The organism is Intestinimonas sp., assembly GCF_026169115.1.
In the GTDB taxonomy this organism is placed as follows: Bacteria; Bacillota; Clostridia; order Oscillospirales; family Oscillospiraceae; genus Intestinimonas.
Window position 1 is genome coordinate 46,707 of sequence record NZ_JAPFEA010000005.1, and the last position, 13,200, is coordinate 59,906.

Below are 13,200 nucleotides of genomic sequence, written 5' to 3' on the forward strand. Positions count from 1 at the left end.
GCCCGTTCTCAGATAGATCAGGGTGTCCCACGGGACCTAACAGGGAAGCTGGGTGAAAATCCCGCGCAGTCCCGCTGCCGTAAGAGGGGAGCGTCCGCGCAAGCACGCCACTGGAGCTGAGAAAGGAGGTCCGGGAAGGCGCGCGGAGGCCATGAGCCTTGAGCCGGAAGACCTGCCCTGACAGAGTCCAACCTGCGAGTGACAGGGAAAAGGAGAAAGTATATGAAACAAAACAGACACAACCATGTCCGGCTCCCGGCGGCCATCCTGGCCGTGCTGGGGCTGAGCACCGTCAGCGCCTCGGCCATGCACATCGCCGAGGGCTATCTGCCCAAGGTCTGGGCCTTTGGCTGGATGGCCGTGTGCATCCCCTTTGTGGCAGCCGGCTTCCTGTCCATCCGGAAAAAGGTGGAGCGCAGCCCCAAGGCCAAGGTCCTCCTGGCCATGTGCGGGGCCTTCGCCTTCGTCCTATCGGCCCTGAAGCTCCCGTCGATCAGCGGTTCCTGCTCCCACCCCACCGGCGTGGGCCTGGGCGCCATCCTCTTCGGGCCCACCGCCACCACGGTTCTGGGGCTCATTGTGCTGCTGTTCCAGGCCTTGCTCCTGGCCCACGGCGGTCTCACCACCCTGGGCGCCAACCTCTTCTCCATGGCCATCGTGGGCCCTCTGGTCTCCTGGGGGGTCTACCGGGGGCTGAAGAAGGCGGGGGCCAAGCCGGCGGTGGCCGTGTTCTGCGCCGCCGCCCTGGGCGACCTGCTGACCTATGTGACCACCTCCTTCCAGCTGGGCGTGGTCTATGGAAACATCACGGAGTATCTGACCATCTTCGCCGTGACCCAGATCCCCCTGGCCATTGCCGAGGGTCTGCTCACCGTGGTGGTCTTCAATGTGCTGGAGAAGTATTCCGCCGCCGAGCTCCGCGAGCTCTCCGTGCTGTAAGGGAGGGACAGACATGAAGGTATGGCAGAAAAACCTGATTCTCATTGCTCTTGTGGTCCTGTTGGCGGCCTTCCCGCTGTGGTACTGCCGGGATGCCGAGTTCGGCGGCGCGGACGGTATGGCGGGGGAGCTCATCGAGGAGACCAACCCGGACTATGAGCCCTGGTTCCAGCCGATTTTTGAGCCGGCCAGCGGCGAGGTGGAATCCCTTCTCTTTGCCCTCCAGGCGGCCATCGGCTCCGGCGTCGTCTGCTTCGTGCTGGGCAGGCTGACCGCCAAAAAGCCGGAGGGAGAGAAGAAGGTGTGACCATGGGGACGGACCGGTATGCCTATCTCTCCCGCCTGAGGCGGGTGGACCCGGTGGCCAAGGTGTGGACCGCCCTGGCGGTGCTGCTGCTGTGTCTTTTCAGTGAGAGCATCGCCGTGGGACTGGTGACGCTGGTGGTCATGGGTGTCCTCAATATGGCCCTGGGCGGGCAGCGGCCCGGGACCGTCCTCCACTTTATGAAGGTGCCTCTGGCCTTCCTGGTCATCGGCTGCCTCACCATCGTCCTCCGTCCGCTGGGGGCGGAGGAGCCGGCGCTGTGGGCGGTCTGGCTCTTCGGGCGGTTCCGCTGGGGGATCTCCGGGGCGTATCTGCGCATGGGCCTGATGGTCTTCTGCAAGGCCATGGGGGCCATCTCGGCCATGTATTTCCTGGCCCTCAATACGCCCATGACCGACCTCGTCCTGGCCCTGGAGCGGCTCCACGTCCCCAAGCTGCTGGTGGAGCTCATGGAGCTCATCTATCGTTTTATTTTTGTCCTGATGGACGCCGCCGGGCGTATCCGGGTGGCCCAGGAGTCCCGGCTGGGATACGGCAGCTTCCGCAAGAGTCTGGACCATATGGGGGATCTGGTCTCCCTGGTCTTTCTCCGGGCCTGGCGGAAGGGGGACAAGGTCTACACTGCCCTGGAATCCCGGGGCTATGACGGCAGTCTCACCACCCTGTCCGCCGCCTACACCGGCGGCGCTCGGGTGTATGCCTGGGGTGCGGCGGCCATTGCCCTCCAGGCGGCGGCCCTGCTGGTGGAAAGGAGGCTCCTTACATGAGCTATGCCATAGAGACCCAGGATCTCTACTATACCTATGAGGACGGGACGGTGGCCCTGGACCACATCTCTCTGCGGGCCGGGGCGGGGAAGATCACCGGTATTCTAGGGGCCAATGGGGCGGGGAAATCCACATTGTTCCTCAACCTCAACGGCGTCCTCACCCCCAAAGAGGGAACGGTGATGGTGAAGGGGAAGCCCGCGGTCTATGACCGCAAGGGCATCCGGGAGATCCGCCGCCAGGTGGGTATCGTCTTCCAGGACCCGGACGATCAGCTCTTCTCTGCCGACGTCTACCGGGACATCTCCTTCGGCGGGATGAACCTGGGCCTGCCCGAGGAGGAGGTCCGCCGCCGGGTGGAGGCGGCCATGGAGCGCACCGGCGTGAGCGCCCTGCGGGACAAGCCCACCCACGCCCTTTCCTTCGGACAGAAAAAGCGGGTGGCCATCGCCGGCGTGCTGGTGATGGAGCCCGACGTGATGATTTTGGATGAGCCCACCGCCGGTCTGGACCCCCAGGGAGTCAGCGACATCATGCACCTGCTGGCGGAGCTGCGGGACGGCCTGGGCATGACCATCCTCATCGCCACCCACGATATGGACATCGTCCCCCTCTACTGCGATTATGCCTACCTCCTCAGCGGGGGCAGGGTGATCCTGGAGGGGGCGCCGGAGGAGCTCTTCTCCCAGCCGGAGGAGCTGCGGAAAAACCACCTGCGTCTGCCGCGGATCGCCCATCTCATGGAGATCCTGCGGGAGCAGGACGGGCTGGACACCACCCCCACCGCCGCCACCATCAGCGCGGCCCGGCGGGAGATCAATCGACTGTTACAGGAGAAGTGAGAATATGGAGCGAGGAAAGCTGTACGGCGTGGGCGTGGGCCCCGGAGACCCGGAGCTGGTGACCAAAAAGGCGGAGCGCATCCTGCGGGAGGCCGACATTGTGGCGGTGCCCGACAAGGGGGTAGGGGAGAAGACTGCCCTCCATATCGTGTCCGACATCGTGGCAGGGAAGGAGCTGCTCTACTGTCCCACCCCCATGGTGCGGGACCGGACGGTGCTGGAGAGCTGCTATGAGCAGATCGCCGGGGAGATCTGCGCCCGGCTGGACGAAGGGAAAAATGTGGCCTTCATCACCCTGGGGGACCCCACGGTCTACTCCACCTATATTTATGTCCACAAGAAGGTCCTCGCCCGGGGCTACGCCGCCGAGCTCATCCCTGGGGTGCCCTCCTTCTGTGCGGTGGCTGCGCGGCTCAACACCTCCCTGTGTGAGGGAGCGGAGCGGCTGCTGATTGTTCCGGCCTCCCACGATGCCGCAGACTGCCTGGACATCCGGGCCAACAAGGTCTTCATGAAGGCGGGAAAGGCCATCGGAGAGCTCCGGGAGCAGCTGGCGGAGCGGGATATGCTGGACGGGGCCGCGCTGGTGGCCAACTGCGGCATGGAGGGGGAGCTGGTCTGTCCCCATTTTGCCGATATGACCGACGGCGCCGGCTACTTCTCCATTGTTCTGGTCAAGGAATAAGACCCATAAAAAGGAGGTGAGACCAATGGTCATCATGATGTCAGGGCTGGACCACAGTCTGGCCCCCATCGAGCTCCGGGAGCAGCTCTCCTTCACCAAGGCCCAGGTGGGGGCGCTGGTGGAGCGCATCCGGGCGGAGACGGAGGGGGTGCTGGGCTGCGTCCTCCTCTCCACCTGCAACCGGACCGAGCTCTACCTCTCCTGTGAGAAGGGGGCGGAGCTCCAGCCCGGGGAGGTGCTCTGCGCCGCCGTGGGCCTGAGCTATGCCCCCTTCGCCCGGGCCTTTGTCACCCGCCGGGGCAGCGATGCCGCCCGCCACCTCATGGAGGTCTCCGGCGGGCTCCAGTCCCAGATTTGGGGAGAGGACCAGATCCTCTCCCAGGTCAAGGGGGCCATTGCCATCGCACGGGAGGAGGGCGCTGCCGACCCGGTGCTGGAGACCCTCTTCCGCAATGCCGTGGCCGCCGGGAAGGAGGTCAAGACCAAGGTCCGTCTTACCGGCGTGGCCACCTCTGCCGCCGCCAGGGCGGTGGAGGTGCTGACGAGCCAGATGGGTTCCCTGGCGGGGAAGCGGGTGCTGGTCATCGGCAACGGGGAGATGGGGCGGTTGTCGGCCACCCTCCTCCGGGAGGCCGGCTGCGCCGTCACCGTCACCCTGCGGACCTACCGCCATGGGGAGACCGTGGTCCCCGCCGGCTGCGGCGTGGTGTCCTATGATGACCGCCTCTCCGCCATGGAAGGGGTGGATATTGTCCTCTCCGCCACCACCAGCCCACACTACACTGTGACGGCGGAGCAGGTGAGCCGCCTGGGCCGTCGTCCGTCCTATGTGGTGGACCTGGCCATGCCCCGGGATGTGGACGCCGCCGTGGGGGAGCTGCCGGAGGTCAGGCTTTACAACGTGGATACCCTGGGGGCCGAGCGGCACCAGGGGGAGATCCCCGCCGAGGCCCTGGACATCCTGGACGATTATATGGGCCGGTTCTACGAGTGGAACAACTACCGCAAATGTCTGCCCGCCATTGAGGAGCTGAAAGCGGCCATCACCGAGCGGGTCCTCACCTACCCGGAGGTGGGGGAGGACCTGGATGCGGAGGAGCTCATCGAGCTGGCGGTGGGCCGGGCGGTGGACCTGCTCACTGGCGGGCTCAAGGAACACATCAGCCCGGAGGATCTGGAGCGGTGTGTGGGCAAGATCAGGGTCCACACCGCCGTCAAGAGCCGGGAGAGGGAGGGCAGTCATGACCGAAAACGCATCCCGTTTCCCGCTATTTGTTGATCTCACGGGCCGGCGCTGCGTCATCGTGGGAGGCGGGGCCATCGCCGCGCGCCGGGCGGCGGTGCTCGCCCGCTTCGGGGCGGCGGTCACCATCGTCGCCCCAGCCTGGACCGGGGATGTCCCCAGTGTGGACTGGCAGGCCCGGCCCTATGCCCCTGGCGATCTGAAGGGGGCCTTTCTGGCGGTGGCTGCAACGAATGACCGGTTGGTGAACCGGCAGGTGGGGGAGGAGGCCCGTGCATTGGGCATCCCAGTCACCGTGGCCGACCGCCGGGAGGAGTGTACCTTCTTTTTTCCCGCCGTCTGCGAGGGCGGCGGCGTGACCGCGGGGCTTGTCTCGCGGAATGGCGCCGATCACCACCGGGCGGCGGAGGCCGCCAGGGCGGTGCGTCAGGCATTGGAGGGATTGGATTGAAGAAGCTGAGAGCAGGGAGCCGGGAGAGTTGGCTGGCCGTCATCCAGACCGAACTGGTCATGGCGGCCATCCGGGCCCAGGACCCCCAGCGTGAGATAGAACTGGTCACCATGAAGACCACCGGGGACAAGATCCTGGACCGCACCCTGGACAAGGTGGGGGGCAAGGGGCTCTTTGTCAAGGAGCTGGACGCCGCCCTGCTGGACGGACGGGTGGACTTCACCGTCCACAGCTGCAAGGACCTGCCCATGGACCTGGACCCCCGGCTCCCCCTGGCGGGCTTTTCCCGCCGGGCCGACCCCCGGGACGTGCTGGTGCTGCCCGAGGGGGTCACCGAGCTGGACCCTCAAAAGCCCATCGGCTGCGCCAGCGCCCGCCGGGCCCTCCAGCTGAAAACGCTCTTTCCGGGCCAGCCTGTGGCTCCGGTCCGAGGCAACGTGCTCACCCGGCTGGCCAAGCTGGACAGCGGCCAGTATGCCGCCCTGGTCCTGGCTGCCGCTGGGCTCAAGCGGTTGGACCTGGAGGGGCGGATCACCCGCTATTTCTCCACCGATGAGATGATCCCCGCTGCCGGTCAGGGCATCCTGGCTGTCCAGGTGCGGGCGGGGGAGGACACCTCCTATCTCTCCGCCTTCCTGGACCGGGACGGCGCCGACTGTGCCATGGCGGAGCGGGCCTTCGTCCGGCGGCTGGACGGCGGCTGTTCCTCGCCGGTGGCGGCCTTCGCCACGGTGGAGGGGGACACCCTGACCCTTCGGGGTATGGACATCACGTCGGCGGGGGAGCCCATTTTTGACACCATCACCGGCCCGCGCAGTCAGGGAGAGACCCTGGGCATTGCGCTGGCTGACCGGATCAGGGAGGGAACGGCATGTACGGCAAGGTAACGCTGGTGGGGGCGGGGCCCGGAGACCCGGGACTCCTCACCGTCAAGGGCCGGGAGGCCCTGCTGGCGGCTCAGGTGGTGGTCTACGACCGCCTGGTGAGCCCCGCCATCCTGGCGCTGATGCCGGAGGAGGCGGAGCAGATCAATGTGGGTAAGGAGGCCAGCCGCCACCCCGTCCCCCAGGAGCAGATCAACCGCATCCTGCTGGAAAAGGCCCTGGAGGGCAAGAACGTGGTCCGGCTCAAGGGGGGCGACCCCTTCCTCTTCGGCAGGGGCGGCGAGGAGCTGGAGCTTCTGCGGGAGCACGGCGTCCCCTTTGAGGAGGTGCCCGGCATCACCTCGGCCATCGCCGTGCCCGCCTATGGCGGCATCCCGGTGACCCACCGGGACTTTACCTCCTCCCTCCATATCGTCACCGGCCACGCCCGGGCGGGCAAGGACCTGGACATCGACTTCGAGGCCCTGGTCCGGACGAAAGGGACCCTGGTCTTCCTCATGGGGGTGAGCAGTCTCCCCGACATCTGCGAGGGACTGCTGAAAGCGGGCATGGACCCGGACACCCCCGCCGCCATCGTGGAGCGGGGGACCACCCCCGCCCAGCGGCGGCTGGACGCCACTGTGGCCACCCTGGCCAAGACGGCGGCGGAGGGGAAGGTGGAGAGCCCGGCCATCAGCATCGTGGGCCGGGTCTGTTCTCTGGCCGGAGAGTTTGACTGGTTCGACGCCCTTCCTCTAAAGGGAAAGCGCATCGTGGTCACCCGGCCCAGGGAGCGGGTGGGCACCCTGACAGACCGCCTGCGGAAGCTGGGGGCCGACGTCTTTGAGTACCCCTGTATCCGGACAGAGCCCATCGCCCCCTGTCCCGCCATGGAGCAGGCGGTGGAACGCCTGGCCGACTATGAGTGGCTGGCCTTTACAAGCCCCGCCGGTGTGGAGGCTTTCTGGGGGATGGTCCAGGCCAAAAACTGGGACGCCCGGGTGCTGGCTGGGGTCAGGCTGGCCGCCATCGGCGCCGGCACAGACCGGGCCCTCCGGGAACACGGGCTCCGGGCCGACTACATCCCGGAGGTCTATGACGCCGCCCACCTGGGGGCGGGGCTGGCCGCCTTGGCCAAGGGAAGGGTGCTCCTCCTCCGGGCGGAGTGGGGTTCTCCCGCCTTGACGGAGGCCCTGGAAGGGAGTAACATTCCCTATGACGACATCCCCTGCTATACCACCGCCTATGAGAGCGAGCACGCCGCCGCCCTCCGGGACCTGGTCCGGGCGGGGCAGGTGGACCTGGTCACCTTTACCAGCGCCTCCACGGTGAAGGGCTTTGTCTCCTCGGTGGGGGAGATGGACTTCTCCAAAATCACCGGGGCGTGTATCGGGGAGCAGACGGCCGCCGAGGCGGCAAAGCACGGCATCCCCACCGTCGTGGCGGAGCGGGCCACCATGGACGCTCTGGTCAACATCATCGTCAAAGAAGGTCAGACAAATGGAACTCATTAACCGGCCCCGCAGACTGCGGCAGAACGACTCCATCCGGCGGCTGTGCCGGGAGACCCGCCTCTCCCCGGACAGCCTTATCTACCCCATCTTCGTGGATGAGACCCTGACGGGCAAGCGGCCCATCGACGCCCTGGAAGGGCAGTTCCACTACGGGCTGGACGCCGTGTGCGAGGCGGTGGAGGAATGTATCCAGGCGGGGGTGGGCCGGTGTATCCTCTTCGGCCTGCCCGCCCACAAGGACGCCGTGGGCTCCTCTGCCTGGGACGAGCACGGCGTGGTCCAGGAGGCCATTCGGGCCATCAAGGCCAAGTACCCCGACTTCTATGTCATCACCGACGTGTGTATGTGTGAGTACACCGACCACGGCCACTGCGGCATCCTCTGCGGCCATGAGGTGGACAACGACAAGACCCTGGAGGTCCTGGCCAGAACCGCCCTCTCCCATGCCCAGGCGGGGGCCGATATGGTGGCGCCCTCCGATATGATGGACGGACGCATCGCCGCCATCCGGGCCGCCCTGGACGAGCACGGCCTTCAGAACGTACCCATCATGTCCTACTCGGCCAAGTACGCCTCCGCCTTCTACGGCCCCTTCCGGGCCGCCGCCGGCTCCGCCCCCTCCTTCGGAGACCGGAAGGGCTACCAGATGGACCCCCACAACCGCCGGGAAGCCCTGAAGGAGTGCGCCCTGGACGTAGAGGAGGGGGCCGACATCCTCATGGTGAAGCCGGCCCTCAGCTACCTGGATGTGATCCGGGAGTGCTCCGACGCCTTCGACCTGCCCATGTGCGCCTACTCCGTCTCCGGGGAGTACGCCATGATAAAGGCCGCCGGGGCGGCAGGGCTCATCGATGAGTACCGGGTCATGTGCGAAAGCGCCCTCTCCGTCTTCCGGGCGGGGGCCGATATGCTCATTACCTATTATGCCAAGGAACTGGCCCAGGCCATGAAGAAGGGGGACATCGGCTGATGGAACGCTCTGAAATACTCTTTGACCGGGCCCAAAAGGTCCTCCCCGGCGGGGTCAACTCTCCGGTCCGGGCCTTCCGGGCGGTGGACCTGTGCCCCCGGTTTATCACCAAGGCCCAGGGCGCTTACATCTACGACGCCGACGGCAGGTCCTATATTGACTACGTCTGCTCCTGGGGTCCCATGATCCTGGGCCACGACCACCCGGTGGTCCGGGAGGCGGTGGAGAAGGCGGTCAGGGACGGCCTTTCCTTCGGCGCGCCCACTGAGCGGGAGGTGGAGATGGCCGAGCTCATGGTGGAACTGGTCCCCAACATCGAGATGGTCCGCATGGTGAACTCGGGCACCGAGGCCGTCATGTCGGCCATCCGCCTGGCCCGGGGGGCCACTGGCCGGGACAAGATCATCAAATTCGAGGGCTGCTACCACGGCCACTCCGACTGCCTGCTGGTGAATGCCGGCTCCTCCGCCCTGGCGGGGGGACACCCCTCCTCCGCCGGCGTTCCCGAGGACATCGTCAAGCACACCCTCACCGCCCAGTTCAACCGCCTGGAGACGGTGAAGGCCCTGCTGGACGAGTACCCCGGTCAGGTGGCCTGTATCATCGTGGAGCCGGTGGCCGCCAACATGGGCGTGGTGGCCCCAGCCCCCGGCTTCCTGGAGGGACTGCGGACTCTGTGCGACCAGTCGGGCGCCCTCCTTATTTTTGATGAGGTCATCACAGGCTTCCGCCTGGCCCTAGGCGGCGCCCAGGAATATTTCGGCGTGAAGGCCGACCTCGTCACCTTCGGTAAGATCATCGGCGGCGGTATGCCGGTGGGCGCCTACTGCGGCAGCCGGGCCCTCATGGAGCAGGTGGCCCCCTGCGGGCCGGTGTACCAGGCAGGCACCCTCTCCGGCAACCCGGTGGCCATGGCCGCTGGGCTTGCCCAGCTGCGGTATTTGAAGGCCCACCCCGAGGTCTATGACGCCATCGGTGCCATGGCCGGGGAGCTGGCCGACGGCATGCGGGAGATTGCGGAGCGCCGCCATGCCGGTGTGGCCGTCAACCAGATCGGCTCCCTGGCGGCCCCCTTCTTCACGCCCAGCGACGTCACCACCTTTGTGGACGCCAAGGGCAGCGACGTGGGCCGGTATGCCCGGTACTTCAAGGGCATGCTGGAGCGGGGCATCTATCTGGCCCCTGCCCAGTTCGAGGCCATGTTCGTCTCCGCCGCCCATACCCGGCAGGACCTGGCCCGGACCCTGGAGGCCGTGGACCAGACACTGGCCGAGCTGTAACTTCAATCGTGCTCCTGACCCGGGACCGCTTTGCGGTCCCGGGTCGTCTTTTGTCCAGGCCCTGGTTTGACCTTTTTTGTGGCGGGCAGGTCCTATAATAGGACTGCGGTCCCCGGACCGACGAAGGAGGGCTGGCTGTGACCGTCGTCTACATAGATTCCCTGTTCCTGCTCAATCTGATCGTGGACTACCTGCTGCTGCTGGGGGCGGCCCGGCTGTCCGGCGCGGCCCTCCGCCGCCCCAGACTGGCCCTGGGGGCCGTCCTGGGGGCGGCCTATGCCTGCGCCGTCTTCCTGCCGGGACTGGGCTTTCTCGAACATCCCGCCGTGGCCCTTTCCGTCGCCGGAGCCATGGCGCTGGTTGCCTTTGGCGGCAGCCGGGGGCTCCTGCGGGGCTTTTTGTCTTTTCTGGCCCTCTCCTGCGCTCTGGGGGGCGGCGTGCTGGCCCTCAGTCTGCTGGGCGCCCGGGGAGTGGGACTGGAGCGCGGCGTGCTCTCCCCCCATGTGGACCTGGGGGTCCTCCTGCTCTCCGCCGCCGGCTGTTATGCCGCGGCCTCCCTGGTCTTCCGGCGCAGCGCGGCCCACGGGATCCGGGAGCTGGTGGAAGCGGTGCTCACTCTGGAGGGGCGGCAGGTGACGCTCACCGCCCTGCTGGACACCGGCAACACCCTCACCGATCCGGTCACTGGCCGCGGCGTGTTGGTGGTGGAGGGGGAGAGGGCGGCCCCTCTGTTCAGCCGTCCCCTGGGGGCGGCTGAGCTCAGGGACCCGGTGGGTACCCTGACCCAAATGGAGGACGGGACCCGGTTCCGGCTCCTGCCCTACCAGGCGGTGGGGGTGGAGTGCGGCCTGCTGCTGGCGGTGCGGCTGGACCGGGTCAAGGTGGGGGAGCGGGAGTACCGGGGGGTGCTGGCCGCCCTTTCGCCCACCCGGCTCTCAGACGGAGGCGGGTACAGCGCCCTGGTGGGCGCCATGGAAGGGTAGGCAGAACTGCGGAAAGGGACGATGGATAAAATGATGACAACGATGGTGCGGGGGCAGGTGCTCCTGTGGCGGCTCCTGGCCCGGCTGGGACTGTGTCTGCCGGGAAAGATCATGTATATCGGGGGGAGCGATACCCTGCCGGCCCCTCTGGACCGGGAGGAGGAGGCCGACGTCCTGCTCCGGCTGGAGCGGGGCGAGGAGGGGGCCCGGGCGACCCTCATTGAGCACAACCTTCGGCTGGTGGCCTACATCGCCCGGAGGTTTGAGAATACAGGCATCAACATCGAGGACCTCATCTCCATCGGAACCATCGGCCTCATCAAGGCGGTGGGGACCTACAAGCCGGCCAAAAACATCCGGCTGGCCACCTATGCCAGCCGGTGCATCGAAAATGAGATCCTCATGTACCTGCGGAAAACCTCCAATCAGAAGACGGAGGTCTCCTTTGACGAGCCCCTGAACACCGACTGGGACGGCAACGAACTGCTCCTCTCCGACATCCTGGGCACCGACAACGACCTGGTGATGAAGCCCATCGAGGACGACGTGGACCGGCAGCTCCTCTCTCTGGCGCTGGAGAAGCTCTCCGAACGGGAGCGGCGGATCATTACCCTCCGCTTCGGCCTGGATGGCCGACCGGAGCGGACCCAGAAGGAGGTGGCCGACCTGTTGGGCATCTCCCAGTCCTACATCTCCCGGCTGGAGAAGCGGATCATCTCCCGGCTGAAAAAGGAGATCCTGCGGATGCTGTGATACCAAAAGGCAAAAGTCCATCGAAATCCGTCCAACGATAAAAAATATAGGCCGCCCCGCAGGGGTATGTACCCCTCCCGCCTGGAGATACTGTTAGCAGTAACGTGCGGGGAGGTCAGCCGGATTGCAGGGAAAGGTAGAGATCTGCGGCGTCAACACCGCCAAGCTGAAGGTATTGAAAAATGAGGAGACCCTGGAGCTGCTCCGGCGGACCAAGGACGGAGACATGGCGGCCCGGGAGGAGCTCATCGCCGGCAATCTGCGGCTGGTCCTCTCGGTGATCCAGCGGTTCCATAACCGGGGAGAGAATGCCGACGACCTCTTTCAGGTGGGCTGCATCGGCCTCATCAAGGCCATCGACAACTTCAATGTGGACCTGGACGTGCGTTTCTCCACCTACGGCGTGCCCATGATCATCGGGGAGATCCGCCGCTACCTCCGGGACAACAGCGCCATGCGGGTGTCCCGGTCCATGCGGGATACGGCCTACAAAGTGCTCCAGGCGAAGGAAAAGTTCCTCTCCGAGCACCAGAGGGAGCCCAGCGTGGAGGAGATCGCCGCCGCCATGGGGGTGAAGCGGGAGGAGGTGGTGGCTGCTTTGGACGCCATTGTGGACCCGGTGAGTCTCTATGAGCCGGTGTACGACCACGAGGGGGACACCATCTGCGTCATGGACCAGGTGCGGGACGCCAAAAACACCGATGAGAGCTGGCTGGAGCACATCGCCCTCAAGGAGGCCATCGCCCGCCTTTCAGAGCGGGAGCGGCATATCCTGGACCTGCGTTTCTTCCAGGGGAAGACCCAGATGGAGGTCTCCGCCGAGGTGGGCATCTCCCAGGCCCAGGTCTCCCGCCTGGAGAAAAGCGCCCTCAAGCAGATCCGCCGGGACCTGTGAGGGAGGCATACCGCCCCCGCCTTCCGCATAGGGTGACAGGGAAGGGCGCACACTGTGGGAAAGGGGGAGCTGGAGATGGAGAGCACCGTCTCGGAGCTGCGGGACAAGGAGGTCATCGACATCAGCGGCGGCAGCCGCTTCGGCTATGTGGGAGATGTGGCGGTGGATCTGGAGACCGGGCAGGTCAAGGCGCTGGTGGTGCCGGGCCGCCTGCGCCTGTTCGGTCTGCTGGGCCGGGAGAAGGACCGGGTCTTTCCCTGGGCGTCGGTGCGCCGGTTCGGGGAGGACATCATCCTGGTGGAGGGCGGACCACCCGCTGCCCTGGAGGAAGCGGAGGATGATTGAGCCGTGGTGGTAAAAAACAGGAAAAAATGGTTGCATTTCAGATAAGACTATGATAAAATACCATAGCTGTGCAAAAAGCACGGTATTACACACACCGTCCGGGATGCGGCGTCCGGTGCCCTTTGGGGGTGGACGTGCCACAGATGAACGGGGTGGAGGTAATAACAATTAAAGGAGGAAACAAATTATGGCAGTCGTATCTATGAAGCAGCTCCTGGAGGCCGGCGTTCACTTCGGTCACCAGACCCGCCGCTGGAACCCCAAGATGGCCGCTTACATCTACACCGAGCGGAACGGCATCTACATCATCGACCTGCAGAAGACCGTGAAGAAGCTGGAGGAGGC

The 13,200-nt window shown here is 66.0% G+C and carries 16 protein-coding genes and 1 riboswitch; all 16 genes read left to right on the forward strand.

Annotated features, from left to right (window positions below):
- Positions 1 to 3 precede the first annotated feature (3 nt).
- Positions 4 to 195, forward strand: a riboswitch (cobalamin riboswitch).
- A gap of 27 nt (positions 196 to 222) precedes the next feature.
- Positions 223 to 939 carry an energy-coupling factor ABC transporter permease gene (locus Q0Y09_RS00470; RefSeq protein ID WP_297716406.1) on the forward strand — a complete coding sequence of 239 codons (717 nt, stop codon included), beginning with the start codon at positions 223 to 225 and terminating at the stop codon, positions 937 to 939.
- Positions 940 to 952: 13 nt separating this feature from the next.
- Positions 953 to 1,246, forward strand: a complete 294-nt coding sequence (locus tag Q0Y09_RS00475; protein ID WP_297716407.1) for an energy-coupling factor ABC transporter substrate-binding protein — start codon at positions 953 to 955, stop codon at positions 1,244 to 1,246.
- 2 nt (positions 1,247 to 1,248) lie between these two features.
- Positions 1,249 to 2,031, forward strand: a complete 783-nt coding sequence (gene cbiQ, locus Q0Y09_RS00480) for a cobalt ECF transporter T component CbiQ (protein ID WP_297716419.1) — start codon at positions 1,249 to 1,251, stop codon at positions 2,029 to 2,031.
- A complete protein-coding gene (locus Q0Y09_RS00485; protein ID WP_297716408.1) occupies positions 2,028 to 2,873 on the forward strand; it encodes an ATP-binding cassette domain-containing protein in 846 nt (281 codons plus the stop codon). The genes cbiQ and Q0Y09_RS00485 overlap by 4 nt, the downstream gene beginning before the upstream one ends.
- Before the next feature lie 4 nt (positions 2,874 to 2,877).
- Positions 2,878 to 3,558 (forward strand): precorrin-2 C(20)-methyltransferase, encoded by a 681-nt coding sequence (gene cobI / locus Q0Y09_RS00490; RefSeq protein WP_297716409.1) that lies wholly within the window; start codon positions 2,878 to 2,880, stop codon positions 3,556 to 3,558.
- Positions 3,559 to 3,583: 25 nt separating this feature from the next.
- A complete protein-coding gene (hemA, locus tag Q0Y09_RS00495) occupies positions 3,584 to 4,837 on the forward strand; it encodes a glutamyl-tRNA reductase (protein WP_297716410.1) in 1,254 nt (417 codons plus the stop codon).
- Positions 4,800 to 5,252 carry a bifunctional precorrin-2 dehydrogenase/sirohydrochlorin ferrochelatase gene (locus tag Q0Y09_RS00500; RefSeq protein WP_297716411.1) on the forward strand — a complete coding sequence of 151 codons (453 nt, stop codon included), beginning with the start codon at positions 4,800 to 4,802 and terminating at the stop codon, positions 5,250 to 5,252. The genes hemA and Q0Y09_RS00500 overlap by 38 nt, the downstream gene beginning before the upstream one ends.
- Positions 5,249 to 6,139, forward strand: coding sequence for a hydroxymethylbilane synthase (gene hemC / locus Q0Y09_RS00505; RefSeq protein WP_297716412.1), 891 nt, complete (start codon positions 5,249 to 5,251; stop codon positions 6,137 to 6,139). Before Q0Y09_RS00500 ends, hemC begins: the two co-directional genes overlap by 4 nt.
- Complete coding sequence (gene cobA, locus Q0Y09_RS00510) at positions 6,124 to 7,629, forward strand: uroporphyrinogen-III C-methyltransferase (RefSeq protein WP_297716413.1); 1,506 nt, start codon at positions 6,124 to 6,126, stop codon at positions 7,627 to 7,629. Before hemC ends, cobA begins: the two co-directional genes overlap by 16 nt.
- Positions 7,616 to 8,599 (forward strand): porphobilinogen synthase, encoded by a 984-nt coding sequence (hemB, locus tag Q0Y09_RS00515; protein ID WP_297716414.1) that lies wholly within the window; start codon positions 7,616 to 7,618, stop codon positions 8,597 to 8,599. Before cobA ends, hemB begins: the two co-directional genes overlap by 14 nt.
- The gene (hemL, locus tag Q0Y09_RS00520; RefSeq protein WP_297716415.1) at positions 8,599 to 9,879 is read left to right on the forward strand and encodes a glutamate-1-semialdehyde 2,1-aminomutase; all 1,281 of its coding nucleotides are present in this window, start codon (positions 8,599 to 8,601) and stop codon (positions 9,877 to 9,879) included. The genes hemB and hemL overlap by 1 nt, the downstream gene beginning before the upstream one ends.
- 137 nt (positions 9,880 to 10,016) lie before the next feature.
- Complete coding sequence (locus Q0Y09_RS00525) at positions 10,017 to 10,862, forward strand: sigma-E processing peptidase SpoIIGA (protein ID WP_297716416.1); 846 nt, start codon at positions 10,017 to 10,019, stop codon at positions 10,860 to 10,862.
- A 42-nt stretch (positions 10,863 to 10,904) separates the two neighbouring features.
- Positions 10,905 to 11,615 carry an RNA polymerase sporulation sigma factor SigE gene (gene sigE, locus Q0Y09_RS00530; RefSeq protein ID WP_297716420.1) on the forward strand — a complete coding sequence of 237 codons (711 nt, stop codon included), beginning with the start codon at positions 10,905 to 10,907 and terminating at the stop codon, positions 11,613 to 11,615.
- 124 nt (positions 11,616 to 11,739) lie between these two features.
- Entirely contained in the window at positions 11,740 to 12,510 is a 771-nt protein-coding gene (sigG, locus tag Q0Y09_RS00535) for an RNA polymerase sporulation sigma factor SigG (protein ID WP_297716417.1), read from the forward strand.
- A 54-nt stretch (positions 12,511 to 12,564) separates the two neighbouring features.
- The gene (locus Q0Y09_RS00540) at positions 12,565 to 12,855 is read left to right on the forward strand and encodes a YlmC/YmxH family sporulation protein (RefSeq protein ID WP_317380317.1); all 291 of its coding nucleotides are present in this window, start codon (positions 12,565 to 12,567) and stop codon (positions 12,853 to 12,855) included.
- 187 nt (positions 12,856 to 13,042) lie between these two features.
- A partial coding sequence (rpsB, locus tag Q0Y09_RS00545) for a 30S ribosomal protein S2 (RefSeq protein WP_297716422.1) occupies positions 13,043 to 13,200 on the forward strand: 158 nt, incomplete at its 3' end.

Excerpts from the sequence above, each read along its gene's own strand:
- Q0Y09_RS00470 (WP_297716406.1), top strand. The coding sequence starts at position 223 with ATGAAACAAAACAGACACAACCATGTCCGGCTCCCGGCGGCCATCCTG.
- Q0Y09_RS00475 (WP_297716407.1), top strand. The coding sequence starts at position 953 with ATGAAGGTATGGCAGAAAAACCTGATTCTCATTGCTCTTGTGGTCCTG.
- cbiQ (WP_297716419.1), top strand. The coding sequence starts at position 1,249 with ATGGGGACGGACCGGTATGCCTATCTCTCCCGCCTGAGGCGGGTGGAC.
- Q0Y09_RS00485 (WP_297716408.1), top strand. The coding sequence starts at position 2,028 with ATGAGCTATGCCATAGAGACCCAGGATCTCTACTATACCTATGAGGAC.
- cobI (WP_297716409.1), top strand. The coding sequence starts at position 2,878 with ATGGAGCGAGGAAAGCTGTACGGCGTGGGCGTGGGCCCCGGAGACCCG.
- hemA (WP_297716410.1), top strand. The coding sequence starts at position 3,584 with ATGGTCATCATGATGTCAGGGCTGGACCACAGTCTGGCCCCCATCGAG.
- Q0Y09_RS00500 (WP_297716411.1), top strand. The coding sequence starts at position 4,800 with ATGACCGAAAACGCATCCCGTTTCCCGCTATTTGTTGATCTCACGGGC.
- cobA (WP_297716413.1), top strand. The coding sequence starts at position 6,124 with ATGTACGGCAAGGTAACGCTGGTGGGGGCGGGGCCCGGAGACCCGGGA.
- hemB (WP_297716414.1), top strand. The coding sequence starts at position 7,616 with ATGGAACTCATTAACCGGCCCCGCAGACTGCGGCAGAACGACTCCATC.
- hemL (WP_297716415.1), top strand. The coding sequence starts at position 8,599 with ATGGAACGCTCTGAAATACTCTTTGACCGGGCCCAAAAGGTCCTCCCC.
- sigE (WP_297716420.1), top strand. The coding sequence starts at position 10,905 with ATGGTGCGGGGGCAGGTGCTCCTGTGGCGGCTCCTGGCCCGGCTGGGA.